At 36.3% G+C, this 26,347-nt stretch carries 18 protein-coding genes, 3 tRNA genes and 6 pseudogenes; 15 read left to right on the top strand and 12 right to left on the bottom strand.

The genetic code is table 11. The features are described 5' to 3' along the window. Positions 1 to 180: 180 nt before the first annotated feature. From ACFIK3_RS07780 to ACFIK3_RS07770, 3 genes are all read right to left on the bottom strand, one after another. Entirely contained in the window at positions 181 to 1,473 is a 1,293-nt protein-coding gene (locus ACFIK3_RS07780; protein ID WP_375631475.1) for a TolC family outer membrane protein, read from the bottom strand. 66 nt (positions 1,474 to 1,539) lie between these two features. Continuing rightward, complete coding sequence (locus ACFIK3_RS07775) at positions 1,540 to 2,214, bottom strand: protein-L-isoaspartate O-methyltransferase (protein ID WP_273791442.1); 675 nt, start codon at positions 2,212 to 2,214, stop codon at positions 1,540 to 1,542. Between the two features lie 220 nt (positions 2,215 to 2,434). Then, positions 2,435 to 2,508: transfer RNA gene (locus ACFIK3_RS07770), tRNA-Cys, on the bottom strand. 184 nt (positions 2,509 to 2,692) lie between these two features. Between ACFIK3_RS07770 and ACFIK3_RS07765 the strand changes: the two genes are divergently transcribed. Beyond that, a tRNA-Asn gene (locus tag ACFIK3_RS07765) sits at positions 2,693 to 2,767 on the top strand. A 1,391-nt stretch (positions 2,768 to 4,158) separates the two neighbouring features. Here the strand turns inward: ACFIK3_RS07765 and ACFIK3_RS07760 are convergent. The 3 genes from ACFIK3_RS07760 to ilvA all read right to left on the bottom strand — a co-directional run bounded on the left by ACFIK3_RS07760 (position 4,159) and on the right by ilvA (position 7,675). Beyond that, positions 4,159 to 5,541 (bottom strand): DEAD/DEAH box helicase, encoded by a 1,383-nt coding sequence (locus ACFIK3_RS07760; RefSeq protein WP_273791441.1) that lies wholly within the window; start codon positions 5,539 to 5,541, stop codon positions 4,159 to 4,161. Positions 5,542 to 5,831: 290 nt separating this feature from the next. Next, positions 5,832 to 6,362: a hypothetical protein gene (locus ACFIK3_RS07755; protein ID WP_375667468.1), complete on the bottom strand. Its 531-nt coding sequence runs from the start codon at positions 6,360 to 6,362 to the stop codon at positions 5,832 to 5,834. Positions 6,363 to 6,397: 35 nt separating this feature from the next. Continuing rightward, positions 6,398 to 7,675, bottom strand: a complete 1,278-nt coding sequence (ilvA, locus tag ACFIK3_RS07750; RefSeq protein WP_375663729.1) for a threonine ammonia-lyase IlvA — start codon at positions 7,673 to 7,675, stop codon at positions 6,398 to 6,400. 146 nt (positions 7,676 to 7,821) lie between these two features. Between ilvA and ACFIK3_RS07745 the strand changes: the two genes are divergently transcribed. From ACFIK3_RS07745 to ACFIK3_RS07700, 10 genes and pseudogenes are all read left to right on the top strand, one after another. Then, positions 7,822 to 7,907: transfer RNA gene (locus ACFIK3_RS07745), tRNA-Leu, on the top strand. Positions 7,908 to 8,455: 548 nt separating this feature from the next. Next, entirely contained in the window at positions 8,456 to 8,617 is a 162-nt protein-coding gene (locus ACFIK3_RS07740; protein ID WP_342753378.1) for a hypothetical protein, read from the top strand. Further along, positions 8,614 to 8,844, top strand: a complete 231-nt coding sequence (locus tag ACFIK3_RS07735) for a hypothetical protein (RefSeq protein WP_375676500.1) — start codon at positions 8,614 to 8,616, stop codon at positions 8,842 to 8,844. Before ACFIK3_RS07740 ends, ACFIK3_RS07735 begins: the two co-directional genes overlap by 4 nt. A 30-nt stretch (positions 8,845 to 8,874) precedes the next feature. Further along, entirely contained in the window at positions 8,875 to 9,204 is a 330-nt protein-coding gene (locus tag ACFIK3_RS07730) for a hypothetical protein (protein WP_273791438.1), read from the top strand. 170 nt (positions 9,205 to 9,374) lie between these two features. Further along, positions 9,375 to 9,688, top strand: a pseudogene (locus ACFIK3_RS07725) (hypothetical protein). Positions 9,689 to 9,814: 126 nt separating this feature from the next. After that, positions 9,815 to 10,072: pseudogene (locus ACFIK3_RS07720) on the top strand (AbrB/MazE/SpoVT family DNA-binding domain-containing protein). Next, a pseudogene (locus ACFIK3_RS07715) lies at positions 10,072 to 10,403 on the top strand (type II toxin-antitoxin system PemK/MazF family toxin). Before ACFIK3_RS07720 ends, ACFIK3_RS07715 begins: the two co-directional pseudogenes overlap by 1 nt. A gap of 166 nt (positions 10,404 to 10,569) precedes the next feature. Then, entirely contained in the window at positions 10,570 to 10,890 is a 321-nt protein-coding gene (locus tag ACFIK3_RS07710) for a hypothetical protein (protein ID WP_375657817.1), read from the top strand. A 41-nt stretch (positions 10,891 to 10,931) separates the two neighbouring features. After that, positions 10,932 to 11,440 (top strand): annotated as a pseudogene (locus ACFIK3_RS07705) (hypothetical protein). Between the two features lie 616 nt (positions 11,441 to 12,056). Then, positions 12,057 to 12,732, top strand: a pseudogene (locus ACFIK3_RS07700) (phage antirepressor KilAC domain-containing protein). A 244-nt stretch (positions 12,733 to 12,976) separates the two neighbouring features. Here the strand turns inward: ACFIK3_RS07700 and ACFIK3_RS07695 are convergent. The 3 genes and pseudogenes from ACFIK3_RS07695 to ACFIK3_RS07685 form a co-directional block, all read right to left on the bottom strand. Beyond that, positions 12,977 to 13,834: a hypothetical protein gene (locus ACFIK3_RS07695; protein WP_375676499.1), complete on the bottom strand. Its 858-nt coding sequence runs from the start codon at positions 13,832 to 13,834 to the stop codon at positions 12,977 to 12,979. After that, positions 13,818 to 14,243, bottom strand: a complete 426-nt coding sequence (locus tag ACFIK3_RS07690) for a hypothetical protein (RefSeq protein ID WP_375676498.1) — start codon at positions 14,241 to 14,243, stop codon at positions 13,818 to 13,820. Before ACFIK3_RS07690 ends, ACFIK3_RS07695 begins: the two co-directional genes overlap by 17 nt. 32 nt (positions 14,244 to 14,275) lie before the next feature. Further along, positions 14,276 to 14,736: pseudogene (locus ACFIK3_RS07685) on the bottom strand (DEAD/DEAH box helicase family protein); the annotation flags it as partial. 576 nt (positions 14,737 to 15,312) lie between these two features. Between ACFIK3_RS07685 and ACFIK3_RS07680 the strand changes: the two are divergent. From ACFIK3_RS07680 to ACFIK3_RS07665, 4 genes are all read left to right on the top strand, one after another. Beyond that, positions 15,313 to 15,921, top strand: a complete 609-nt coding sequence (locus ACFIK3_RS07680; protein WP_375668041.1) for a fumarylacetoacetate hydrolase family protein — start codon at positions 15,313 to 15,315, stop codon at positions 15,919 to 15,921. Positions 15,922 to 15,982: 61 nt separating this feature from the next. Continuing rightward, positions 15,983 to 16,549, top strand: a complete 567-nt coding sequence (locus ACFIK3_RS07675; RefSeq protein ID WP_375676497.1) for a LysE family translocator — start codon at positions 15,983 to 15,985, stop codon at positions 16,547 to 16,549. 772 nt (positions 16,550 to 17,321) lie between these two features. Beyond that, positions 17,322 to 18,722 carry an amino acid permease gene (locus ACFIK3_RS07670; protein WP_375637781.1) on the top strand — a complete coding sequence of 467 codons (1,401 nt, stop codon included), beginning with the start codon at positions 17,322 to 17,324 and terminating at the stop codon, positions 18,720 to 18,722. 1,012 nt (positions 18,723 to 19,734) lie between these two features. Beyond that, the gene (locus ACFIK3_RS07665) at positions 19,735 to 21,126 is read left to right on the top strand and encodes an amino acid permease (RefSeq protein ID WP_273790746.1); all 1,392 of its coding nucleotides are present in this window, start codon (positions 19,735 to 19,737) and stop codon (positions 21,124 to 21,126) included. Positions 21,127 to 21,240: 114 nt separating this feature from the next. Here ACFIK3_RS07665 and ilvC read toward each other — a convergent pair whose 3' ends face one another. From ilvC to ACFIK3_RS07650, 3 genes are all read right to left on the bottom strand, one after another. Continuing rightward, complete coding sequence (ilvC, locus tag ACFIK3_RS07660; protein ID WP_273790747.1) at positions 21,241 to 22,260, bottom strand: ketol-acid reductoisomerase; 1,020 nt, start codon at positions 22,258 to 22,260, stop codon at positions 21,241 to 21,243. A 1,073-nt stretch (positions 22,261 to 23,333) separates the two neighbouring features. Then, on the bottom strand, positions 23,334 to 24,068 hold the full coding sequence (locus ACFIK3_RS07655; protein ID WP_375676496.1) for a pyridoxine 5'-phosphate synthase: 735 nt from the start codon (positions 24,066 to 24,068) through the stop codon (positions 23,334 to 23,336). Between the two features lie 85 nt (positions 24,069 to 24,153). Beyond that, the gene (locus ACFIK3_RS07650) at positions 24,154 to 25,275 is read right to left on the bottom strand and encodes an ATP-dependent RecD-like DNA helicase (RefSeq protein ID WP_273790749.1); all 1,122 of its coding nucleotides are present in this window, start codon (positions 25,273 to 25,275) and stop codon (positions 24,154 to 24,156) included. Positions 25,276 to 26,347 lie beyond the last annotated feature (1,072 nt).

The raw sequence follows: 26,347 nt of genomic DNA, 5'->3' as shown, positions 1-26,347 counted from the left end.
GATCAACATGCCTCCCACGATATTTTCAAATATGCTTGTCATAAAGAGGGCGCTACACACAGTTTTCTACACTTTATAAAGATAATATCTCGCCGCAATATTTTTTAACATATTCAACTGTTGATTTACTAATCTTTTAAAAACTAAAATAATTTAAGATTAAAGAGATACTTTTATACATTATCGGATATATTTAATTGTTTTTAAACCTAAATAACTTGCAGTCAATTTACCAATAGAAGATTGAACACTATAGCTCGCCACAACAGCATTACGCTCCGCCATTGCAAGCGCAATCTGAGCATTAATCAATAGAGTACGAGAATTTAAAACATCCAGCGTCGTTGCTTGCCCTACGCGATTTTCTTGAACACGACCTTTCAGAGCAATTTCAGCAGCACGAACACTTTCACGGTAAGCAATAACAGATGAGCGTGCACCCTCCAACTGAAACCAAGCAGAAGTCAGTGCTTGCCTCGTATTACTATGCGCCAAATCGAGTTGAAGCTGCGCCTGTCCAAGCTGTTCCCTTGATTGGCGAATTTGCGCAGACGTACGCCCTCCTTCAAAGATTGGGACACTTACTGACAATCCTACAGATTTAGAAACGCCATCTTCTCCAACCCCGCTGTAGATTCGATTATAAGATGCTGTTGCAGAAAAATCAACTTTAGGGAGCAATGCCCCTTCTTTCGCCTTTACATTATAAGCACTCGCATCAACTAAATATTTAGCATAAAGGATTGCTGGATGCATCACAACACTCATTTGGTAAGCCATATCAAGGTTGACGGGAAAATCTTTGGCTATGGGTGGGCGTTTTAACTTTTCAGGATCAGAACCAATAACTTGTCGATACACTGCCTCTGCTGCTTTTACATCAGCACGAGCAAGACTCAGCTCTGAAACCGCCACGGAACGTGCAGCTTGAGCTTGAGCAAGATCAACATGCCCTCCTTCACCCACATCAAATTTTGCTTTATTGGAACGAACGTGTTCCTCAAGAGCTGCCAAATTTTCTCTCCGAAGATCGGCAACACGACGTGCGTGATAGACATTAGCATAAGCGGTCACCACCTCTAGAAACGTATTTTGTTCAACATTACGAAGATATTCACGCTGAGCCTGCAACTTAACTTGAGCTGAAGAAAAGATATTTTGCGTGATAAAACCATCAAATAATCTTTGATTTAATCTCACTCCTATAGATCCAGAAGTGACATAAGGACCTGTAAAAGACTTATTCCGCCCATAGTTCCCAACCCCCTCAACTTGTGGCAATAACCCTGATCGCGCAATGACAACATCATCACTGGATATACGCACAGCTGCACGTTCACTATTCAACTTAGCATTATATTTATAAGCCTTAGAAAAGGCATCCATCAATGTTTCAGCACAAACAGTCTCTGATAGTAAAACACTCAACACCAGTAATAAACATGCCTGAAACTTCTTGTTTATTCTAAACATAATACACACAATAACAAACCCCAAATAAATTACAAAATTATCTTTTATTCACAAAACAAACAAGCACTAAAACACAAAACCAGGTGTTTTGAAAAAACAAGGAAGAGGCTTTACAGCGAGATTAAAAGCACGACGAGCCGAGATGATCCCATCTTCTTTTATATAGATTTGTGCAACAGCAGCATTTCCATACCCTTCAACCACAACAAGACGTCCACAGTCTTTCATTTGATCAAAGATACCCTGAGGAATAAAATCAACAGATCCCTCAATGAAAATCACATCATAAGGTCCCTCAACAGCATATCCTTGCTCTAATGGACCATGAACGACAACCACATTATCACATTGATTACGTTCTAAAGCTTCAAGAGCACGTTCAAAGAGAGATTTATTACTTTCCAGCGCAATCACAGACCCTGCAAGTTTTGCAAGCAACGCTGCACAATAACCACTATTTGCACCAATATCTAAAACAACATCTGATGATTTTAAAGCGGCAAGCTGTAGTAATTTCGCTAGAGATGCAGGTTTCATCAAATAGCGTGCAGGAACCCCATCTTGCTCTGGACATAGAACAATATCGGTATCAAGATAACTTAACACTTTCATATCTTCCGATACAAAATCTTCACGAGACACCGTTAAAAAGGCTTCAAGAACTGATAAATCCGTTACATCGACTGTACGAATTTGATTGTCAACCATTTTGCGACGAAGCTCAGCAAAATCTGCAACCATAACGAATATTTTCTCCTAACCTACAAAAAACAAACCAAACAGCGACAATAAGGGATAAAGATCTCTTAAACTATGGGCATTACAAAAAAGGATGCTACAGTCAACAATTAGATTTTAACTGTATAATCTCTCATACAAAAGTGTCTTCACAAGAATAGAGGGAAATAATCTATTTTCCTATACCTCATCTCCCTTAAAAGCCGTTTCGTTTAAAATCGGCTGGAGGCCTCGCCCGGAATCGAACCGGGATACAAGGATTTGCAGTCCTCTGCGTAACCATTCCGCCACGAGGCCTCGTCAACAAACATAAAGGTTTCAATAAGGGAAGGCAACGCATCCGTCAAGGTGTAGAAATCTTCTCTCGCCTTTTTTCCTCTTATTACACAATTTATCATATTTTTTTAAAAAAAGTAATTTTATCCTTTGCAAATCAGTATTGCTTTGCTATAGCCTTTTCAACTAAATGATTGGGCACCGTTCCCCGGTAGCTCAGCGGTAGAGCAACCGGCTGTTAACCGGTTGGTCGCTGGTTCGAATCCGGCCCGGGGAGCCACTTTTCTTTTCTATCACAAATAACTTATTGGTTTTCCAGGTGTTTTTTACAGTGAGGGATTCGTTAATAAAAGTAATGGAATAGGATTTTTGCAATAAAGTAGAAACGCAATATCCTACCGGATGTATTTTTTGCAATGAACGCAAAAAGCAATTGATTCATTTTAAAATAGCACAAATAAGATTACTTTTTTCAAACTACCGCGCCTTTATAAGAGAACACAGCAATTATTTGCATATTATAAATTACGATTTCTTTCATCAGAGATGAATTATTAAGCTCCATCAGCAATGAATCGGTCTCATATATTTTTTTCCAAAGAAAGAATGATTTGTACTCAATAAAGGAATTAAACTTAAAAGCCTGCTCATGAAGCAATCATTTTGAAAAATGAAAGAAATAACAATCAAGGTCATATATTATCTCCATACACCCCACATAACCTCCTCCCCATCCTAAAAGCAAAAAACATAAAACAAGTCTGTAAACACTCCGACGTCTTATCTAACAGGTTGTTCCTCCTGCTAACCACTTCAACGCTTTACAAACAACCTTGCCTTGGATATTCATGACACTGTCATAAAACATTTAATGCATAAAGTTTTGTAGACTTTATATCCTCCCAAACTAATAGTGTTTTACAGTAAAAACAAAGATAACGAGCTAAATTGTTGAGAATCCTGAGAAAGCCTTCAGAAATCATGACATTCTCGCTATTGTATTATGCAGTCACACGCTTTTTTAAAGAGATATCTCTTAAATCCCCCAAGTCTCTTTCACAGTGACTCCCGTAAATGGTAAAAATGAAATCGATTGATCAGCCCCATCTTTATTTATAATAAAAGCCATACCATCATACTATTTTCCAACTCTCAATCTTAGCAACCCCCCTTGCCTTTGAAAGAGTTTATAAGAATCATTTTATTTATTTCTCAAATGTCCATTTATACAATAATTTCACATATAACGTGCAAGTGAATACTTTTGATTGATCCGCATAAATAGCTTCAAAATGAAAAAAATTTTACGATATAATGAACTATTCAATATATAAAACAGTGAGTTATTATTAGACATCAATTTTTAAAATTAAAAGTCATCATTAAAGATAAAACACATCCTATATAAAAATAATTTTATATAAATAAAATCTACTTTTATTCCCATTTTAAAAAATGGGAATAAAGCAAATAAATAATTGCCTCTTACAATAATGATTTTTTAAAGATTTTCAAATAAATCCAAACAGTTAGAGGTTTTCATTTCTAAAAAATGAAAACCTCTAAAGGGTCTTCTTACTTTGACAAGAGTATTTTATAGTTCTTTTCAATTGAGAATAAATCAACAAAAGTAAAAAATCTCCTGTACATGATCTTTTTTCAAGACTTTATCTAAGCAGCCTTCTTAACTGATTTCCGAAAACGAAAAGTCTTTGCACGCTTTGCCACCGCTTTTGCTTTTTTATGCCTCTCATTTTGAGGTGAAGAATTCTTCCGCTGCAACTGTGCGGTATCATCTTTTCGACCTAAAAACTGTTTTTGACGTTTAGATTTTTTAAAACGGCGTTCCTTATCGTTTTCGTTTTCTTTACTTTCTCGCACAATTGGCTTTTCTGGAAACGCTGCAAATTGTTCTGGAACAGCCTCAGCCACCAATTTCATACGAATCAAGCGCTCTATAGCACGCAAGCGGGACCTTTCTATCTTCTCATCAAAAAGCGTAAGTGCTACACCAGATGCGCCATTACGTCCTGTACGACCAATACGATGTACATAACTTTCAGCTTCATCTGGTAAGTCGTAATTAATAACGTGACTTATCCCTGGTATATCAATACCGCGTGCAGCAATATCTGTTGCCACTAGGATCTGCACAGATCTTTCACGAAAAGCTTTTAAAGCAGACTGGCGAGCACCTTGTGATTTATTTCCATGAATTGTTGCGACTAAATATCCTATCTTTTCTAAACTACGTGTGACAGCATCTGCCCCATGTTTAGTTCGAGTAAAAACAATAACCGAATCAAAAGCTGGATTTGTCAAAAGTTTACTTAAAACATTCTTTTTTTCATTCGTAGGAACACAATATAATTTTTGGCAAATCTCTACAGCCGTAGTACCTTGAGGAACAACTTCAATTTTAACCGGATCATTGAGTAAACATTTTGCAAGCACAGCAATTTCCCTCGGCATTGTTGCAGAAAAGAGTGCTGTCTGACGCTCTTGATGCAAAAGCTTTGCAATTTGCTTAACATCATGAATAAACCCCATATCCAACATACGATCTGCTTCATCCAAAATCAAAAAACGAGATTGGGAAAGATCAACACACTTTTCACGAACAAGATCTCTCAAACGCCCTGGAGTCGCTATCAAAACATCCACACCTGCTTCCATACGTTTAATTTGTTTTAAACGTGATACGCCCCCAAAAATAAGACATGTTGAAAGATGTGCTCCTTTCGCCACAGTACGGATCGTTTCATCAATCTGAACAGCAAGTTCACGCGTTGGAGCTAAAATCAAAGCGCGTGCAGTTTTAGGACAGCGTTTATCACCCAAAGCCAAAATCTGACTTAAAATAGGTAAACCAAATGCCAAGGTTTTTCCAGAGCCTGTCTGAGCAACACCTAAAATATCGTGTCCTTTCAACATCACTGGAATAGCTTGTTCTTGTATAGGTTTAGGTTTACTCATCCCAGCAATGAGTAAATTTTTAATCAAAAGAGTAGGTAAACCTAACTTTGTAAAAACATTTTCTTCTTTTATAGGCAAAATAAAATCTTTCCTTAGCTGAAGAACTCAAAAGAAGTAACCATCTGAACTCTTCACTCAAGAATCCGCGCAAGAGAAATCCCTGACATTTTAAATGAAGCAACGCCTAAAAAGCGGCTTGCGCAACTTATGAACACCTTGAAATCAAGATAAAGGCGTATAAACTTCACTTTACAAAAAGCCAACAAACCAGCCTAAATGCCTTCATCTCTATTATCTTTGGATTATGATAAAAAAGCAAGAACTTTACGAAATACATTTATCATGAATAAAAATAATATTTAGATCGTTTACTTTTTGATGACTGTGTCCATCGGTAAATGTACCTTGATAAAATCAGGATAAATCTCGAGAAAAACTGGATTTTGTAAAGTTTTTTGACCGCCATAAATTAAATACCATTGGTTTTTATCAAAAATCGCCAAAGTTTTATATTGAATGATGCGATCCTTCATATCAAGAACTGTTGGAATTAAAGCATACAAAGTACCATTATCAGTTTGTAAATACTCTATATTTTCTTTATCTAAATAATAAGCACCAGAAGGCAAACCCTCAAATTTCCTATGCAACTGTTGAAGAAAATCACTACGTAAAGCACTCTCTGTTGTATTCAATCGATGTGCCATCTCTTTATAAAGCCGCTCAGGCATATAACGAGAAATAGGCATAAAATCCCCATTTTTTATAGCATTATTGACATCAACAACGACTCTTGAAAGTTCAGCTTTTTGTACTATCGTTGGCTGAGATGCTAAACTCTGTTGATTAACAATCAAAAAGAAAAATAGACTCAGCACCGAATAAAAAATAGGTTTCATCATTATACTTCTTGTTTTAGTAAAATTTCAGTTTCTCAAATAACAAAATCAAATAACGTTTGATCATCAGTAATATCACGATAACGCCAACCTAACGTTTGAAATTTTTCCTCTAGAAGACAAAAATTACCGTATTTTTTTGTTTCAATCGCAACCAATACAGAACCAAAGTTTCTCGCTGATTTTTTAAGATATTCAAAACGCACAATATCATCATCTGGTGATAATGTGGAAAGAAAATGACGCAATGCACCAGGATGTTGCGGAAAACTAAAAATAAAATATTTTCTCAACCCTTGGAAACGTAAAGAACGCTCTTTAATTTCTGGCAAACGCTCAAAATCAAAATTACCTCCTGAAATAACGAGAAGAATTTTTTTCCCCTTTAACTCTTGAGGAGGAATACTGTTAAGCGCATCAATCGATAAAGCACCAGCCGGTTCAAGAACCACACCTTCCACATTAAGCATTTCAACCATCGTAGAACAAACGCGGTTTTCAGGAACCGTAATGACAGAATCAGCGGGAAATTTCTTTAGAATTGTATAGTTTAGTGCACCAATTTCAGCCACAGCAGCACCATCTACAAAAGTGTCAATGCTTTCAAGTTTGACGCGTTTTCCACTCTCCAAACAAGCAAGCAAACTTGCAGCTCTTTGCGGCTCAACAAAACGAAGCTTTGTTTTCCAACCATATTCATGTAAAAACTTACTCACTCCACTTGCCAAACCACCACCCCCTACCGGCACAATCATCAAATCTGGCTCACTTTCTCCATTGAGTTTTTTCCATTGTAAAGCAGCTTCACAAAGCACTGTTGCCTGCCCTGTAATAATGCGAATATCATCGAAAGGTGGAGCCATTACACCACCGCTCTCCACGACAAAGGATTGCGCAGCTTCATAACATTGATCAAATGTTTCACCAATCAAACGAATATCAATGAATTCTTTGCCAAAAATACGTGTTTTTTCAATTTTTTGTTGTGGCGTTGTCATGGGCATGAAAATCACGCCTTTACGTTTAAAATAACGACAAACAAAAGAAACCCCTTGCGCGTGATTCCCCGCTGAAGCGCAAACAAATGCAGAATCTGGTGATATACAGCTAAGCATTTCTGAAACAAAATTGAAAGCACCACGAATCTTATAAGACCGCACCGGTGTTAAATCTTCACGCTTTAAATAAATTTCTGCATCATACTTTTGACTAAGAAAATCATTTCTTTGAAGTGGTGTTTCAGCAAACACGTGATGCAATCCCACCATAGCTTTTGTGACGTCTTGAATAAATTGACTCATAACACTAATCATTTCACGCTTTATTTACATTATAAAAGCTTTTTCTATCGATAAAGGAAACTATTGTCAGTCAAAATTTCACTAAAAAATGAAAAATGTTTCTTTTGTCATTAATTCTTGATTCAATAAAAGATATAGCTTATGAGAGAACTCACATCGCGGACGTGATGAAAACGGTAAACATAGCAGACTTAAAATCTGCCGGTCGAAGACCTTGCGGGTTCAAGTCCCGCCGTCCGCACCATTGTATCTTAATCTCTCTTATTTTCCAATGATTTATTAAAAATCAACAAAAATTAAAGCACCTTCTAAACCACCTTTCGCAACTTTATTATAACGCTATCAGACGGTACAGCGATGATGCTAAAATACGAATCATTGCTGCTTTTTGAGGTACCTTTTTAGCACGTTGACCTCCTCCTTGTCTTTTAGGATGGAGAGGCAGTTAATCTTGATCTCCTCATCCTTGAGGATGAAGAAATGAGTCGTGTTTTTAACGTTAAGCAGCTTTCACAACAGAGCTTGGTAAAATTCGCTTAGCTTCTGTTGTAACTGATTTGTAATGCTTAAGCTCTTCTTCGAGGTCATTTGCATCTAACAAACGCCTTATAATCAACCCTAATATTTCTCCAACACCAGCAGCACATTCACACTCTTAACAGGAGTAAGATAATATGAAGAAAAGCGAAATGGGTTAGAAATGACCGTGGCTGTCGTATCCCTGATGATTTCGAATCTGTTTATGATTTCGCAATCAAAGAGGGTTTGCCTCCAAAGCGTGTGAAAGTCGAAATGGCAAAATTTCGAGATTATTGGAAATCTAGAGCACGCAAGGATGCACGCAAAACGGATTGGAAAGCAACGTGGCGCAATTGGGTGCAAAAAGCTATCGAGGATTTAGGGAAAGGAAAAAACTATGGAAAATCACTCTCAAAGGCAAAAAAGCGTTGGTGAACGCATCTCAGATAGCACCCTTGATATCGGGTCTCGAGGTCACTTTAAAACACATTCACGAGATGATAGCTCCGGAGTTTTCTTTGGTTTTGAAGAGTGGCCGTGCATTGACACAACAGCAGGAAACGATTGCCTTAGATGCTTGTGATCAACTTCACGAATTGTTTTCAATAAAAGCGAGCAAAAAGGACATAGCTAAAGCAATTCGGATGCTTTCGTGTGGCTGAAAAATTTCGCAACAGGCAGATCATGAAGGTATGGCGCTTACCTATGAAATGGTTTTGGAAAGTGTTTCTGCGTGGTCACTGATAAAAACGGTTAAACGGACTTTATGCGATGAGTTAGAAGGTTTATCGGATACGTTTTTTCCAAGCACTCGTGAATTCGTAAGATTATGTCGTGATTTGGAAAATAGTCTTTTGACGAAAGCCAATCTAGTACGCAAGGCTGTTTTGAACACCCGTGAAAAAAGGCTGAAAGAAAAGGCAATGAGAGAGAATTCAAGACCACTCACGTTGGTTGAAAAGCAAAAGCTTGAAGGGATTTTAAATGGTCTTGGGGGAACATTGAAAAACATTGCAGGTTAGTAAACTAGTGAAAATTGCTGATCATTTTGTGATTGGATGTGCATTTAAATCGACAAAATGGCACCGTACAGAGCAATTTAAAGATTTTATGATAAAAACCTATCATATAAAACGCTCTGTACGATCAAATTTGAGGCAAATAGACAAATTTGTAAAATTAGGATTAAAGCATGTTCATTTTAAAACATCTATTCTTAAAAAACCGTAAACAGCCCATGCGAAAGAGATTTGCTGCAACGGCGCTGGATATGCACTATGGGGGGACGGAGCAGAGGAGTATTTTTACAACCTCTACGAATATGAAGACGGCACAAGAGAGTGTGCAAAGTTTGATGGTGGTCAGTATTACAAAACACCTAAGAATGCGGATTTTAGTACCAAAGCGCAAGTAAAAGCATGGGTTTACGATGGTACTATTCCGAAAAGCGTTCTCAATTACAAACCTCTTATAGACGAGATAAGCAGAGAGATAAAAAAATATTGACTTTATTCAGAGTATATTGCGTATTGCTCTAAATGCGCTTCTTAAACATTTTACACAAAAGCATAAAAAGCTATTGAATCATGGGCTTTATGTTATATTTTTATATAATATTAGAGAGGGCGTTTTATGCACACAACAAAATTACGTAAAGTTGGAGGATCAGTTATACTCTCTATACCGCCTGCATTGATTGATGTTCTTCATCTTACTGAAAATATGCAAGTGGGTTTGGTTATTGACAATGGATAATTGGTTGTGAAACCACAGATATCGCAAAATTACACTCTTGAAGAATTGTTAGCCCAATGTAATCCTTCAGACGATTTTGCGGATAAAGATGTAGAGTGGTTTGATGCTAAACCTGCTGGCAGAGAGCTCTTGTAATGAAGCGAGGTGAAATTTGGTTTGTATCGCTTGACCCAACTTCTGTTTATGAGAAAAAAGGAACGCGTCCTGTACTGATTGTATCACCGGAGGCGTTTAATCATTTAACAAAACACCCATTGTTTTGCCCATTACGAGTGGAGAAAATTTTGCTAGAACAGCAGATTTTGCTATTTCATTGGTGGGAACAGAGCTGCATACAACAGGTGTGATACGCTGCGACCAACCGCGTGCTTTAGATATAGTAGCGCGTAATGGAAAAAGAATGGAAACTATTCCATATATAATTATGGATGAAGTCTTAGCAAGGTTATCAACATTTCTTACTTGAATTTTTTTTACACTTTTTTATGTTTAAAAACACCAACTTTAGGTAAAAAGTAAAAAAGCATAAGATCATGATTTTTTCTGTTGACAATCGGCTAATCAATTTTTCACAGAATAAAAATCAATAATTGACTAATGATGTCATTAATTATGACTCAAAAGGAGCCATAATGAAAGCTGTCATCACTAAGCCAATGTGTGTTGTTGGCGACAATAAAAGCACTGTTCGCTTTGAACCATCAACACCCAATAATCCATTTGTTGAAGTTTCCAATCAAGTCTACGCACGTCTCAAGCGCGCCAATGCTGCAAAACTTTTTGTTGAGGTCAAAACAACAGCAAAACCTGACAAGGCAGTTGAACAAATTAAGCAGATAAAACAAGAAGCAGCACAAACATCATCTGAACCAGTGACAGAGGAAATTCCACTCGAACAGCCAAAAGCATCTAAGGTCTCTCAATCATCAACACCTGCTCCCAAAAAGCCTTAGAAGTTGAAGTTAAGCATCCACCAAAATGGTATCTTCAACAGGTGAATGATACCTTCACCAGTATTCAAGCCCTTCGCCTTAATTGGTCCCCTTTCTGCGTCATGCTCTAAACACCGCAGCAAAACAAGTTGAACGCTTTGCAGAAAAGAAGATTTCTGATGCTACATCAGCCAAATCAAAGCGTGTTAAGCAAGGTGTTTATATTAAAGAAAAGGCGACAGCAAGGTTTCTTGAGACAGATATCATTCGTTCTGGAACACCGATACTTCTTAAATTTTTTAAAGCAAAAGAACAAAACGCGGCGTGACTTACACAACTGTTTGAAAAAAAAACAAATCTTACCCCATGCTTTTATCAAAGGTGAGAGTTTTCCAAAGCGTTTTGAGTTAAAAAAGCTGAATGGTAATGTTTTTCAAAGAGCGGATGGAGATCAATTCCCCATTGCAAAACAAGAGGGACCCTCAACTTCTGAGGTCATGTCAAAGACAGAGATTGCAAATGCTATTGTAAAAAAGCCAATGAGAGATTAATTGCCAATATACAGAACTAACTTGCTCATCATGAATACGCTGCCAACAAGAAAAGCTAGATTATGTTCTTAAACTTTATCTATATATTACATATCCTTATGAGTTTATGCATTACACACTTTGATTGCAATTTTAAAAACAGATTATCACTTATGCTTTGTTTTTTTCATAAAAAAGTCAATAAAATCAATGTAAAAGGTACTTCCCAGCGGGTTGGCTTCGTTGCGGGGCAGACTAGTACGAACTATCGCTAGCGACAGAATTTTCAATTTGACTGTACATTGTACACTTAACTAATTGATAAATAACAATTTTAATATGTACACTGTACAGTATGTGAAACGTTTTCTTAGCAAAAAGTAATTTTTGTTGCTGGACAATTCTATAGTAATAGATATTTTCGAATCATGTGCCTCAAAAACACCTTAAAACAACTAGCGGATTAGTTGCCGAAATAACTAATCTTCCGCAATTCAAAAGCTTTAACTCATTGTATGCTAATAGCTTTGTCAGGTGTGGTTATACCATATACCCCCTTCGGGGAAAGGCGTAACGACGGACTAGATGCCGTGTTTTTTAGCGCCCAGCACTCTTTTAGAATGTCATTAAGGAACGCCTAACATCTAAAAATTCTTTATGAATACCATTATTAAAATTACTGAATTATGTGGCAAAAGGCATGACAATATTATGCGAGACATCAAGAAAACGCTTGAAGAACTTAACGCCCTCAAATTTGAGGAGGTTGATTTTGGTGGGCACTACCTTGATAACAAAGGTGAAAGCCGCCCTTGTTATAACCTGCCAAAGCGTGAATGCTTAATTCTTGTTTCTAGTTACAGCACTGCCTTACGAGCAAAGATAATTGACCGTTGGAAAGAGTTGGAAAGACAAGTAGCTATTCCACAAATTGATTACTCCAAACCCGAAGTATTACTTGGCGCCTTAAATCATCTACAAAATCAAATTGAGCAGAAAGACCATGTTATTTCAGAATTAGCACTAAAAGCAAAAGCTTTAGAAGGCTTAAAACGCTCTGATGGTTTGTTTGGTTTGATTGAAGCCGCGAAGATGTTGGAGATAAGACCAAAGGATTTAACAGATTACTTGCGTAAAAATGATTGGGTGTATCGACGTGCTCCGAGTGGTCCATTGTTACCTTAATCAGGATAAAATCAAAAAAGGCTTCATAGACTGTTCTGCCATCACCATTCAAAAACCGGATGGAACAGAAAAGGTGCTGCCTTCAACAAAAATCACACCTAAAGGATTGGCATGTTTGAGAGAACGAATCCATGGAGGTGTGCAATGAAGGTAAATACTAACTTCTTATGCGATTTATGGATGGCATTATCTCAATTTTCTAGACATGAAAATATGAGTGATAAGATTGTACTGCTCTGGTTGACATCATGAGTTTAGTAGAAAAAGCTTTGATTTTAAAACTTCAAGATGAAGTGCCAATCCTTCTTTCGATATCTTTCTCATCTGACGCTCCATAAAAAAAGCCCCACAAAAGTGGGGCTGGATAAAATGATGTTCTAATCAATCTCGCGCTAATTATAATAAAGTGGCTCGCTACATCCACGGGCGCCTATTTTTTCATCTTCTACATAACGAGAATGCGCAAAATTCCGTACAAGATGATCATTGTTAGAACCACCAGTCCAATCGCCTCCTCCCAATATAACATTTATGTCTACACGTAAACTGCTTCCTTGTTCTCCTGTATGCCATTTAGTCACTGGATAACAACCAGACAAATATTGCCAAACATAACCGCAACCATCCTCACAACCGATATACGAAATCATACGACAATTTTCTGTATCAACGTGTCCTCCAGACGTTTTGGGAGAAGGCGCTTTATTGCCTATAATACTGGTTCCCGAATTGATTCCACACATGCAAGACGCGAACTCATCACTCGTCAAAAATCTCTTATTAACAGACCAAAAATCAAAGGCATGATCTGCATAGCTACGATTGATCGTAATCGGAACACCATATGCCGACTTTGCATTTACACCTGTCCCTGATTGAAGATAAATATCAACCCAAATATTATGCCACGGATTGTAAACCATTCCCTCTGGGGCACTACGTGGACGGTGATTTAAACACCAAATAGAATTGGGCAAAACATCCCCCGCTTGATAACCCGATAAGAGATGATCTTCAATCTCACCAACATCCGCACATAGCGTATGAAACCCACCAATCTTTTCAGAATGCTCCTCTGTATAGCCATTAGGAGCTGTCGGATTTTGCGAAATTTCAAAGGATATCTCATTCGTCTGATCTTTTAAGATGAGATATATATAATAATCCTTTCCTGCTTCAGGATCTTCGATAAAAGACAGCCTTCCACGCCCTGGAATGCGGTAAAAGAGGAACCTACCCCCAATTCTCACCACCATGATGAACGCGAAAACATGCACCGTTATTGATCACAAGACCTTTTCTATTTTCCGGATCGGCTTCCAGAATTCTGTCAGGTTGATTAAAACGCACATCCTCTAAAAAATTAGTGGAAAGAGAACCTACCTTACTTTGAAGTTCAGAAAGACTGTCACTGTTCCTCTGTGCCTTCTCTTGAACTTCTGTCAATGCACTCTTTGCTTCTTCTGCTAACACTTTTGCCTCAGAGGCGGCTGTATTCGCAGAATTTGTCGTTGCTGTCACCGTGTCTAATGAACTCTTGACCTCTCCAAGCCCTTGCTTCGTCGTATCAGCTTCTTCTTTTGCTTGCTCCGCAACACTCTTCGCTTCTTCCGCTGTCAACTTCGCAGTCGAAGCTACTTCCTTGGCTTCTACAACCAAAGGTTTTACCTTATTGCCTTAGCCTGTACTGCTTCACAAATGATCAGATCAAATTCTGGTAAACCGTATTTCTTTTGCGCATCCGCAATCACTTGGATTAATTAGTAAGTAGCAAACACCACGGTCATTGCAGTCGCTAAGACTTTATTTGTTTTTTTCAAAGCTTTTGAACATCAGTTGGTAGCTGATAGAGCAAGATCTGAAACATCAAGTTCGACAACAGCATCTTTGTTTTTCGACGCTTGCCAACTTATGTATCAAAATACACCGCAAAGGAACGAAACGGCACTTCTGTATAGCGTGTCCATTCTCTTATTGTTTATGACATCAAAGCTAGGGAAGGCACGAGAAACAAAATACGCTTGCCAGTTCTAGTTATTTGTTCTGCTATCTTAAAGATGGTAAAAATCTTCTCCGTTCCACATGCCACAATAAGTTTGCCACGGTCTGCTTCTTTTAAACCCTTAGAGACTTTCTCATACTTTTGGATTTGTTGAAAAGTTACCCCTAATTGGTGCCCTAATTGCTTTTGCGACATTCCCAGCATTGTTCTTTGAAAGCGAATTTTTTGCCTATAGAAATGTCGTTAAAATGTAGCTTTTTCTTTTCACTCTTAAGCTCCCCCTGCTGGGTGCGAGCACCCTCGCATTAGTATTCCGAGAGCCTGAAAGTACTGAGTTCGAGTCAGATTTTTTGCTTTTAGTGCTCATCGCACCTAAACATAAAAAAATACCCCATAATTCCGAGACACCCACAGAGTGGGCTCATTTATGATCGAACTGTAGGGCTTTCAGACCCTACTGATCGCTGCGTAGACGACCAAAATCATTCTTTAAGTAATAAAATCATTTCAGGAAATTGGCAATCAAAATTAAAATAATCTCAAAGACTATAAGATTGGGCACTCTTCAAAAGAGAGCCAATGCGAAGAACTGTCATCATGGTTAGTCATCAACCCACACAATGCTTCTTTTTCAGAAACCGCACAACGCGATATAAGAAAAAATGTTGTTTGCAAAGTTCTCTCTTGCCTATACAAAGAGAAAATGAAAAATTTGGAGGGCGCCCTATGATAAATGACATTTACTGTGTTGGACGCAATTATGTTGAACATGTTCATGAACTAGGTAATGTTGTTGAAGATGAACCTGTTATCTTTAGCAAGCCAAAAAGTTCACTCGTTTTAGGCAATGAAATTTATCTCCCTGATTTTTCCAAAGAAATACATTTTGAAACTGAAATTGTGCTCAAAATCTCAAAGGACGCTTTCATGATCATGGAGGAAGAAGCAGAAGAATGCTATGATGCCGTAGCAATAGGTCTTGATCTCACAGCGCGGGATTTGCAAACAAAACTGAAAGAAAAAAAACTTCCTTGGCTTTTATCGAAAGGATTTAAAGGCGCCGCATACGTCTCTGACTTCATAAACAAGGAAAAAATAAACAACCCAATAACCTTTGCAATGAAGTTAAATGGCGAAACAAGACAAGTTGGCAATACGAAAAATATGATCTTTAACTTTGAGAAGATAATCTCATTTTTAAGTCACTACATTCAGCTAAGACGTGGTGATCTCATATACACAGGCACTCCACAGGGTGTAGGAAAACTTTCTCAGTTTGACAGAATAGAATTGTATCTCGAAAATCAATTAATTTCAGAGCTAAAAGTAAAATGAATCATCAAATACTGACCTTTTTCATTGTTTCATTTTTTTAGTCACCTCACCGGGACCAAATATGGCCCTTATCATCGATAAGGCAACGAGATTGGGAAGAAAGAACGCATTTGTAAACGTTTTAGGATTGTGTACAGCAACATATGTGCATGGGGCATTTTCCACACCTAGGTGTATCAGCGCTCATTCTCAACAACAAAACGCTGTTTTTTTAGTAAAACTCATGGGTGGCAGCTATTTATTATACATGGGCTTTAAATCAATTAAATCTGGAATACACAGCTTAAATTCAAAAGAAAGAAGTTCAACGAATGAAAAGCATGCTACGAGTGAAACAAAGCTTTTAACCAGCTATATGGACGGTTTTCTGACACAAATACTAAACCCCAAAGTATCTATATTTTACATAGCAGCTTTTCCAAAATTCTTAGCTTCTGGCGGTGGCATAAAAAAAGGCTTTGAACTTGTAACCATACATTCTTTCAACATCTTTGCATGGTTTACTTTAATGACCATTTTTATATCATTTGCCAGTACCGCCTTAAAAAAGCAGCGGGTAAAAGGCTCGATTAACATTGCGACAGGAACAGTTTTATCTCTGTTTTCTTTTTTCATTTTCTTTGGATAGTTTTATCTTTTGATAACAAATTGTAAAGTTAATAGAGCAATCTTTTCCTGATTCTGTCTCTCACTATGAATAGCTCAATCTCTAACAGAGCTTATACAATCCCCAGTTCTTTTTTTCTTTATATAACTGAATTACGTTGCATTTCTTTATCATACTCTCAAGGACGTTTGTGTAAACAATGTGAGTTTCTCGTAACATTTTATAAAATGTTACCAATATCTAAACAAAATCCTTATTCATCACTTTTAAAAAATAAGCTATGATATTCCTCTTTTCGTTTATGAAACAAAAGTAACTTTTTGATTTATGATAGCACCATACAAACAAAAAAATGATTTTAAAAATCATTTTAATTTTCCATTAAAAATTGTTTCTTAAACTAAGATGAGAACTCTCGAGTGCTATTTGAGCAAAATAGTAAAACTCTCACCATTATGAATAATAATAAATAATGCACTGATTACAAATAATAAGTTTCAAAAAATTATAAAAACTCCTGACAACTTTCTGAAATAATTTTAAAAGCCCCACGTCTTTTAATGAACAATTTATTTGTTATTCATAACAATAAAAAGCTCCCTATTCAAATATCTGTTACGTTATTTAAGAGGACAACATTCTCTTTTTTCAAAAGTATATTCTTTTCTTTATCCACACAAAATCATAAAAAACGTTTTTTTCCTTTACACCTCATTTATATCATGCTTCGATACGAAATAATGCTTTTTTAGTGTAATTTAATCTCAAAATAATTAAAGGGAACCCCCAAAAAATGAGCTACAAACAAAATTTAAAAGATAATTCTCAGAATAAGTTGCAGCGTGGACTACACAACCGACATGTACAACTTATAGCCATTGGTGGTGCTATTGGAACAGGTCTCTTCATGGGGGCAGGAAAAACAATTAGTGTAGCAGGTCCTTCCATCATACTCGTTTATGCTATTATCGGTTTTGCTCTATACTTTGTCATGCGTGCTATGGGAGAATTGTTGCTTTCTAATTCACAATACCGATCTCTTATTGATTTTTCAACCGATATGCTAGGACCGGGAATAGCTTTCTTTGTTGGCTGGAGCTATTGGTTGAGCTGGGTTGTAACTGGAGCTGCTGACATTATTGCCATCATCACTTATATGAACTTTTGGTGGCCAACACTCAATCCATGGTTTACCGTTTTTACCTGCATTAGTGTCTTTTTAATCTTTAACCTCTTTGCCGTGAAACTATTCGGTGAACTTGAATTCTGGTTTGGTCTTATCAAAGTCGTCGCAATTTTAGCATTAATTGTTGTGGGATTTTATATGATCGTTACGGGCTTTACCTCTCCCAATGGTACGGTTGCTTCTCTCAATCACGTATGGAACGATGGCAATATCTTTCCGCGAGGAATGACAGGTTTTTTTGCTGGATTTCAAATTGCCATTTTTTCTTTTGTTGGTATAGAAATTGCTGGAACAACCGCTGCTGAAGTAAAAGAACCTAAAAAAGTTCTCCCCAAAGCAATTAATGCAATACCGGTCCGTATTGTACTCTTTTACATTTTTTCTCTCGCTGTAATTATGTCTGTCACACCTTGGGATCAAATTGTTCCAGATAAAAGCCCCTTTGTCTCGATGTTTTGGCTTGCAGGCATTCCGATAGCTGCTGGCTTGGTAAACTTTGTCGTTATCACCTCAGCTGCCTCTTCAGCAAATAGTGGTATTTTTTCTACCAGCCGTATGATATATGGGCTTGCAACACAAAAAGGTGCCCCTCCAATTTTAGGTAAACTTTCCAGATACCATGTTCCAGCCAATGCTCTATTCTTTTCCTGTTTATGTATTTTAATAGGGTATACAATTGCCTCACTCTCTCCAAGCCTCATAAGTGCTTTTACAATTGTGACAAGCATTTCAGCTATTGCATTTTTATTCGTATGGTCTGTAATTTTGGTTAGCTATATTGTGTATCGTCGCAATCGCCCTCATCTACACGCTGAATCCATTTATAAAATGCCAGGAGGTGTTGTCATGTGTGGGATAATTTTAGTTTTCTTTGTTTTCATGCTCTATTTGTTGACATTAGAAGCTGATACTCTACTAGCCTTAAAATATAGTATATTCTGGTTTGTTTTCTTGGGTATAATGTATTTTATGTTTGTAAAGAAAAAAATAACTCAAGGTAACAAATAAAGTCTATACATAAAAACATCTCAAAAAAGGGTAATTTTAGTTACCCTTTTTCTACTTAACCTCCTCCCCAAACATCAAAAAACGACGATTCCTACCGGCACCGGTTTGTAAACAATCCGGCTTATTAAGGGGGAATGCTGCTGATCATTTATATGGTTCACCTACATAAGGCTCTATGGGCTAGCCCTGCCCTGAACACTCACCACCCATTCTAAAAATACTTAATGTGTAAAATGTTATATGCTTTATATCACTACTCTACACAACAGTACTTTACTGTATAATAGGATAAGAACGAGCTATTCTGTAAAGAATTCTCTATAAACTTCACTGACATTGTTTACTAATAAAACATGAGATTTTATCTAAAACTTCCCCCCCCCCAAAAAAATTTATATTCAATTTTTTATCAAAATTAAAAATATAGCTCTAAACAGAATATATCTTAATAGCTATCTGCAATAAAAAAAGATTCTATGAAAATATTTTTCTATTTGTAATAAATTTTAAATATAAATACTTAAAGATAAATTTTAAATATGTTTTTTCATGTTTTAAATAATAGTTTAACAACTTAAACTTATTTTCTTTATATACAAAGTTTTATATTTAATAAATTTACAATTTTATTTATATTTTTCTATATATAAAAATCTACATTAATAAATAATTTTAAATATAAATATATTTATATAATAAATTACTATAAATAAATATAAATTATTATTTATATACAAATAATAATAATATATAATATAAATTATATTATATATTATATATTATATATAACTTATGTATAAAACATAAAAAATCAAAAAAATATAATACAATTTATCTTTTGTTTCTTATATATAAAATAATTATTCCATTAGTTAATAATGTTTTTGCTTTATTCACATATAGTCATAGAAAAAAATTCCTTTACTCCTTAACCATAGCGTGTTCCGATAGAAGGAATTACCTTTTTTAGGGTAATTTTTATTTAAAAATAACTAAGGAGAACTCCCCAAAAATGAACAAACAAAATTTAGAAAAAAAACCTAAGAAGAAATTGCAACGTGGACTACATAACCGACACATACAACTTATAGCCCTTGGTGGAGCGATTGGAACAGGTCTCTTCATGGGATCAGGAAAAACAATCAGTGTAGCAGGCCCCTCAATTCTACTCGTTTATGCAATTATTGGTTGTGCTCTATACTTTGTCATGCGTGCTATGGGAGAGTTATTGCTTTCTAATACACAATACCGATCTTTTATTGACTTCTCAACCGATCTTCTAGGGCCATGTGCCGGATTCTTTATCGGCTGGACATATTGGTTGTGTTGGATTGTCACTGGAACTGCTGAAATTATTGCTATTGTCACTTACACACACTTTTGGTGGCCTGAGCTCAATCCGTGGATTCCTGTTATAATTGGTCTTATGTCCTTTTTAATTCTTAACCTCGTCGCCGTAAAACTATTTGGCGAACTTGAGTTTTGGTTTGGTTTTATCAAAATCGTAGCAATTCTAGTCCTAATCGTTGTAGGATTTTATATGATCTTTACCGGTTTTGTCTCTCCAAACGGTACGGTTGCTTCTCTTAGCCATATATGGAACGGTGGGAATATTTTTCCGCGAGGAATTACAGGCTTTTTTGCTGGATTTCAAATTGTTATTTTTGCTTTTGTTGGCATTGAACTCGCTGGAACAGCTGCTGCTGAAGTAAAAGAGCCTCAAAAAGCTTTACCACAGGCTGTTAATTCAATACCAATCCGCATTGTATTCTTTTATATATTCTCTCTTCTTGTGATTATGTCTGTAACGCCGTGGGATCAAATCAGTCCAGAAAAAAGCCCATTTGTAACAATGTATGCACTTATTGGTATTCCAACTGCTGCAGGTTTGATGAACTTTGTTGTCCTCACAGCTGCCGCATCTTCAGCAAATAGTGGAATTTTTTCTACCAGCCGTATGATATATGGGCTAGCAACACAAAAAGGTGCTCCTAAATTTTTAGGAAAACTTTCTCGTAACCACGTTCCAGCCAACGCATTATTCTTTTCATGTATATGCATCTTATTTGGTTATGCCGTTGTATCGTTATCTCAAACACTCATAGCTGCTTTTACAATTGTTACGACAATTGCCGCAACTTTGTTTATATTTGTATGGTCTATCATTTTGATCAGCTATATCATCTATCGCCGCAATCGTCCTCTCCAGCATACTGTCTCTCCTTATAAAATGCCAGGAGGTGTTGTTATGTGTTGGGCGCTTCTTGTTTTCTTTGCATTCATTATCTATTTACTGTCATTAGAAGCTGACACTGCCATAGCTTTAAAATACACTCCAGCATGGTTCATATTTTTAGGAATTGTATACTTTCTTTTTGGGAAAAAGAATTATGCAAAAAATTAAAAAATAAAGCTTATATTACAAAAAACATATAAAAAAGGGTAACTAAAGTTACCCTTTTTTGATATTTATCTATAAAATTATAAAAGCTATTGACAAAATATCTCTGTAGAATCTTCAATTACGCTCTTTATCAACCAAAGCATTCGATTTTATCCAAGGCATCATAGAACGAAGTTTTTTACCAACTTCTTCAATAGGATGATTATCATTTAAACGCCGCATACTTTTAAAATGAGCAGCACCAGCTTTATATTCTTGAATCCAATTCGATGTAAATTTACCCGTTTGAATATCTTTCAATATACGTTTCATTTCTGCTCTGGTTTTCTCCGTAATCACACGTGGACCAGACATATATTCACCCCATTCAGCTGTATTAGAAATCGAATAATTCATATTTGCAATGCCCCCTTCATACATGAGATCAACAATCAGTTTAACCTCATGCAAACACTCAAAATAAGCCATTTCCGGTGCATAACCTGCTTCCGTTAGTGTTTCATAACCTGCTCGAATCAATTCAACAAGACCACCACAAAGAACCGCTTGTTCACCAAAAAGATCAGTTTCGCACTCTTCTTTAAATGTTGTTTCAATCACCCCAGCACGTCCACCACCAAGTCCACATGCATAAGACAATGCTACATTATGTGCATGCCCTGAAGCATCTTGCGCCACCGCTATTAAACAAGGAACACCACAACCCCGTTGGTATTCATTACGAACTGTATGACCTGGACCTTTAGGAGCAATCATCACAATATCAACGTTTTTTTTAGGTTCAATCAAGCCAAAATGAATACTTAAACCATGAGCAAAAGCAATTGCTGCCCCGTCGCGTAAATGATCATGAATATGTTCCTTATAAATATCAGCTTGCAATTCATCTGGTGTTGCCATCATGATGAGATCTGCCCATTTTGCTGCTTCAGCAACACTCACCACTTCAAAACCATCGGCCATAGCCTTTTTAACTGTTTCCGACCCTGAACGCAAAGCTATTTGCACATTTTTAACACCGGAATCTTTCAAGTTTAAAGCGTGCGCACGCCCTTGAGAACCATAACCAACAATGGCTACTTTTTTCCCTTTAATGAGATTAACATCCGCATCACGATCATAATAAACACGCATAAAAAAATTCCTTCTTTCTCTATTTAAACTGGATTTCAGATTATTTTTATTAAATAAGAAACATTATCTTTAGTGCATCACACACTTATAAAGACAAAAAACACCGCTTATAAAAACACAGCAATTGAATAATTTTAAAGTTTACATATTGCATAGAAAAAACTGTAATCCCCAAACATTCCTAAAACATATACAGATCCCCAAATAACTTCAACTGCTATTCTACAAAAATAATAATTACACAAAATAAGATTTCTAAAGAAAATTTAGCTAATATTCTACTCTTCTATCGTGCAACAAAACGCTATATTCTAAAAATTAAGATACAACATACAATTTTTAACATGAACCAAATCAATATGGATAGCAAGAAAAATTACAAAATAACAAGTATTGTTTTAATACAACCTTCAAAAGCATATACAACAATATCTTTAGAATAATAGAGAGGATGTTTTTACTTTTTACGTTCTTTAATATCCACGCTTCTCACGCAAAAAAGAACACCCCCATACGGCCATTATGTTATCCATTTATGGCGCCTTATAAAAAAATTTTAATATGCTCGAGCCCTTTTCAAGAATCCCCTATAATAGTCTAAGATTTATTGCACACCACTCTCTTTACTTCATAAAGCTACAAGTCGACATCATCATTCTATTTAACAGCTCCTATTGCATTAAGCTTACTCATAAGGAGATTTTACGTTATACTATTTACAGATAACCCGAAAATGAGCTCAAATATCAAGAAAATTTGTGTATTGATCCATTAAAATCCTACGCACTCCTTTATAATGGAAATACTTTCAAAACCCTATTTCTTCTCCCTTCAAAGAAATTATAGTAAGTAGATTTGGTAAAATTTCCTCATAATGGATGGTATATCAAAAAGCATTTCATACCCTAAAAAACACAAAAAATAGAAAGCTACCAATAAACAGAGGAAAATAGAATATTTTATAATGTATGCTAATAGTGCTACTTATCTCAACATGTATAAAATTGTTTTTTAAGATAAATTGACAAACCTCTATAAAAATTTCTCTTCCAATTTTTATAGAGAAAAAAAGATTACGATAATAATCGGATAAAACGCTGAACAGTCTCATGCATTCCATACTCCAACGCATCAGCAATAAGCCCATGGCCAATAGAAACTTCATCAAGCCAAGGAATCTTTTTGACAAGAGCAGGAAGATTCATAATTGTCAGATCATGCCCTGCATTCATACCTAACTGCAACTCTTTTGCTCTTCTTGCTGCTAAAACAAGTTTATTGAGCTCTTGAACTTGTTTTATTTTGTCCTGAAATGCACCACCGTAAGGTCCCGTGTAAAATTCCACACGATCAGCACCCATTGCTTTAGCAATATCAAGACCATCGACAGTAGGGTTAGCAAAAAGGGATACACGAATCTTTCTTTTTTTTAAATTCTGAATAATAGGTGCTAAAAATTCTGCATCATGAGCAAAATTCCAACCATGATCAGACGTTGACTGATCTGGATCATCAGGAACAAGGGTAATCTGATCCGCGTAGTTTTCAGCGATATCTAAAAATTGATCACTGGGATAACCTTCAATATTAAACTCAGCTGTAGGAAAAGCGTTCTTGATTAAACAGTATATATCTGGCAAATCCGCAAAACGAATATGCCTTTCATCAGGGCGTGGATGAACCGTCAAACCTGCTGCTCCAGCAGCAAGCGCTATATGCCCAATATTCGTTATACTTGGCCACGGAAGATTACGTCGATTACGCAAAACAGCAACAGCATTAAGATTAACCGAAAGTTTTACCACCATGCCCATTTCCATTTTTTTATAGTGTGTAACAAGATAGAAAAAAGGCATTTTCCATCTGAAACTTAGATGATATACATATTTTTTTCTATCGAACAATCATTAAACGTTCTGCTGCGCGCGTAATTCCCGTATAAAGCCAGCGCGCATACATATCACGAAATGCAAAACTTTCATCAAACAAAACGACATTATTCCATTGAGAACCTTGCGCCTTATGAACCGTTAATGCATACCCATAATCAAAATCATCATATCGCTTTTTTAATTGCCATGAAATTTCTTGATCAGGGTTTTCAAACGCTGCTTTTAAAAGTTTAATCTTTGCTACCCCACGCTCACTTTCTTCTGGTTTAACAAGAAGATTAATACTCGGTTTAACTGTCTCCTTCTGTGAAGTCATCACCTTCCATAAAGAGCCATTCAACAAACCTTTAATAGGATCATTTCGCAAACACACCAGCTTATCTCCTGCTTGCGGATAATCTGCTGTAAATTCTTTTAACACACGCAAACGCTGATTATAAAGGTAGCGCGTACGATTAACCCCCACCAATACCTGATCAGCATCCAAAACCAATTGTTGATTGACCTCTTTACGTGTAACAACACAAGCTTCTCCATAGTCACCATAAGCAATATCGCGTCCTTCACGCACGTCCATAGCAAGACGTATAATCGGATTATCTCGCGCTTGCCGATGAATTTCTGAAAGAAGAAAATCTGGTTCTCCACTGGAAAAAAATCCTCCACCTGATATAGGAGGCAATTGGCCTGGATCACCAAGAACAAGAATTGGCGTCCGAAAACTCATTAAATCACGCGCCAATTTTTCATCGACCATCGAACACTCATCAACAATAATGAGTTTAGCTTGTGCAGCAGCACTTCTTCGATTTAATGTAAATGTTGGAGCGATAGACTTTTTTCCTGTTATTTCATCGGAAACTTCCTCTTCACCACGTGGACAATAAATCAGCGAATGAATCGTACAAGCATTGCTTGCACCTTTAGAACGTAAAACCTGCGCCGCCTTCCCTGTAAAAGCAGCAAACTGAACAGAACCATCAACTGTTTCTGCAAAATAGCGCGCAAGCGTCGTCTTACCCGTCCCCGCATAGCCAAAAAGGCGAAAAAGAGGAGAACGCCCTTCCTTCAACCACGCGGCAACAGCCTTCAATGCATTATCCTGTTCCCGTGAAAACTGCATAGCTTACCAACATAAGTTTTGCATAAAAAGAGCAGTATTTTGAAAAAAAACGACTATCAAGAAAAAATTTTTTATTAAGAATTGCTGATACACGCCCATCTAACAACTTTCGTAGCACAATTATCAATTATTTACCCATTGCTTTTTCAAGCTATTGTAACAATCTAAATTTTATCTATACATCGATCTTCTTGGTAACACTTTATGCGTATCAAATAAAATATCATTTTTTACAACAGTAACACCAACAATGGAAGATGCATATCTTAAATTTAAAATAACACCTCTATACGCTTTTTCTAACCAAAATTTAGAATGAGAAAAAGAGCATTGCAATTGCAAAACCCTCACTAGAAAAAATGTCCTTAACAGGATAAGAATAATGTAATTTTTGAACGCTATTTTACACAATCAATCAGCTTTCTTGCACATAAAAAATAAAGTACATCCACTATTACGAAATAATAATAAATATATCAAAAACCTTTTGGCAAAAATAGAAATAGCTCTCAACAAAACGACTTAATCCTATGATGATACACCTATAAGGTTCCTATTTCCCTCTTATCATGATTTTAATAAATTTACTCTTCATGCTACAAATATGTTATATCTCAACGAATAAAGAGAGACATCACGCTTTATCTCGCACAAATATGGAACTTTTTCTGTTTCAACAATAAAATATGGTTCGTAAGTATGGCCTTCTTGGTAGTCTATTATAAGAAAACTGGGACATGGTTTCATGTCCAGCGTAGCACTTCAGGTTCGTCCTCTAGAATATGAGAAAAGCGCAATTCTCCATCGACTGAGTCAAACTTTTTCTTTTTGTCGCAATGTTTTAAAGTTTATAAAAACTAACTGATTAATACTATTCTTATTTGCTAGAAATAACAAGACCTCTTTTTATCTATATAGATAATTGATTTTATATATCTTTTTTAAAGTACGGGACGCGTAAATAAAAGTTAGGGAATAGGATTTTCTAACATTTCTCTACAACAGTAGCATTTTCTTTTCTTTGCGCTTCGCTAATCATCTCTAATAATGTTTTGAATGCTTCTAAATCCTC

Origin of the sequence: Bartonella sp. CB10SXKL, assembly GCF_042195515.1 — a bacterium.
Lineage (GTDB): Bacteria > Pseudomonadota > Alphaproteobacteria > Rhizobiales > Rhizobiaceae > Bartonella.
The sequence above is the reverse complement of the archived record's forward strand: the minus strand, read 5'-3'. Positions and strand labels throughout refer to the sequence as shown.

What these genes read in the sequence shown, in the direction of transcription:
- ACFIK3_RS07675 (WP_375676497.1), top strand. Translation starts at nt 15,983, where the DNA reads ATGGCCCTTATCATCGATAAGGCAACGAGATTGGGAAGAAAGAACGCA.
- ACFIK3_RS07740 (WP_342753378.1), top strand. Translation starts at nt 8,456, where the DNA reads ATGGCAAAATTTCGAGATTATTGGAAATCTAGAGCACGCAAGGATGCA.
- ACFIK3_RS07665 (WP_273790746.1), top strand. Translation starts at nt 19,735, where the DNA reads ATGAACAAACAAAATTTAGAAAAAAAACCTAAGAAGAAATTGCAACGT.
- ACFIK3_RS07680 (WP_375668041.1), top strand. Translation starts at nt 15,313, where the DNA reads ATGATAAATGACATTTACTGTGTTGGACGCAATTATGTTGAACATGTT.
- ACFIK3_RS07755 (WP_375667468.1), bottom strand. Translation starts at nt 6,362, where the DNA reads ATGAAACCTATTTTTTATTCGGTGCTGAGTCTATTTTTCTTTTTGATT.
- ACFIK3_RS07780 (WP_375631475.1), bottom strand. Translation starts at nt 1,473, where the DNA reads ATGTTTAGAATAAACAAGAAGTTTCAGGCATGTTTATTACTGGTGTTG.
- ACFIK3_RS07650 (WP_273790749.1), bottom strand. Translation starts at nt 25,275, where the DNA reads ATGCAGTTTTCACGGGAACAGGATAATGCATTGAAGGCTGTTGCCGCG.
- ACFIK3_RS07775 (WP_273791442.1), bottom strand. Translation starts at nt 2,214, where the DNA reads ATGGTTGCAGATTTTGCTGAGCTTCGTCGCAAAATGGTTGACAATCAA.
- ACFIK3_RS07730 (WP_273791438.1), top strand. Translation starts at nt 8,875, where the DNA reads ATGGCGCTTACCTATGAAATGGTTTTGGAAAGTGTTTCTGCGTGGTCA.
- ACFIK3_RS07710 (WP_375657817.1), top strand. Translation starts at nt 10,570, where the DNA reads ATGAAAGCTGTCATCACTAAGCCAATGTGTGTTGTTGGCGACAATAAA.
- ACFIK3_RS07655 (WP_375676496.1), bottom strand. Translation starts at nt 24,068, where the DNA reads ATGGTGGTAAAACTTTCGGTTAATCTTAATGCTGTTGCTGTTTTGCGT.
- ACFIK3_RS07670 (WP_375637781.1), top strand. Translation starts at nt 17,322, where the DNA reads ATGAGCTACAAACAAAATTTAAAAGATAATTCTCAGAATAAGTTGCAG.
- ilvA (WP_375663729.1), bottom strand. Translation starts at nt 7,675, where the DNA reads ATGATTAGTGTTATGAGTCAATTTATTCAAGACGTCACAAAAGCTATG.
- ilvC (WP_273790747.1), bottom strand. Translation starts at nt 22,260, where the DNA reads ATGCGTGTTTATTATGATCGTGATGCGGATGTTAATCTCATTAAAGGG.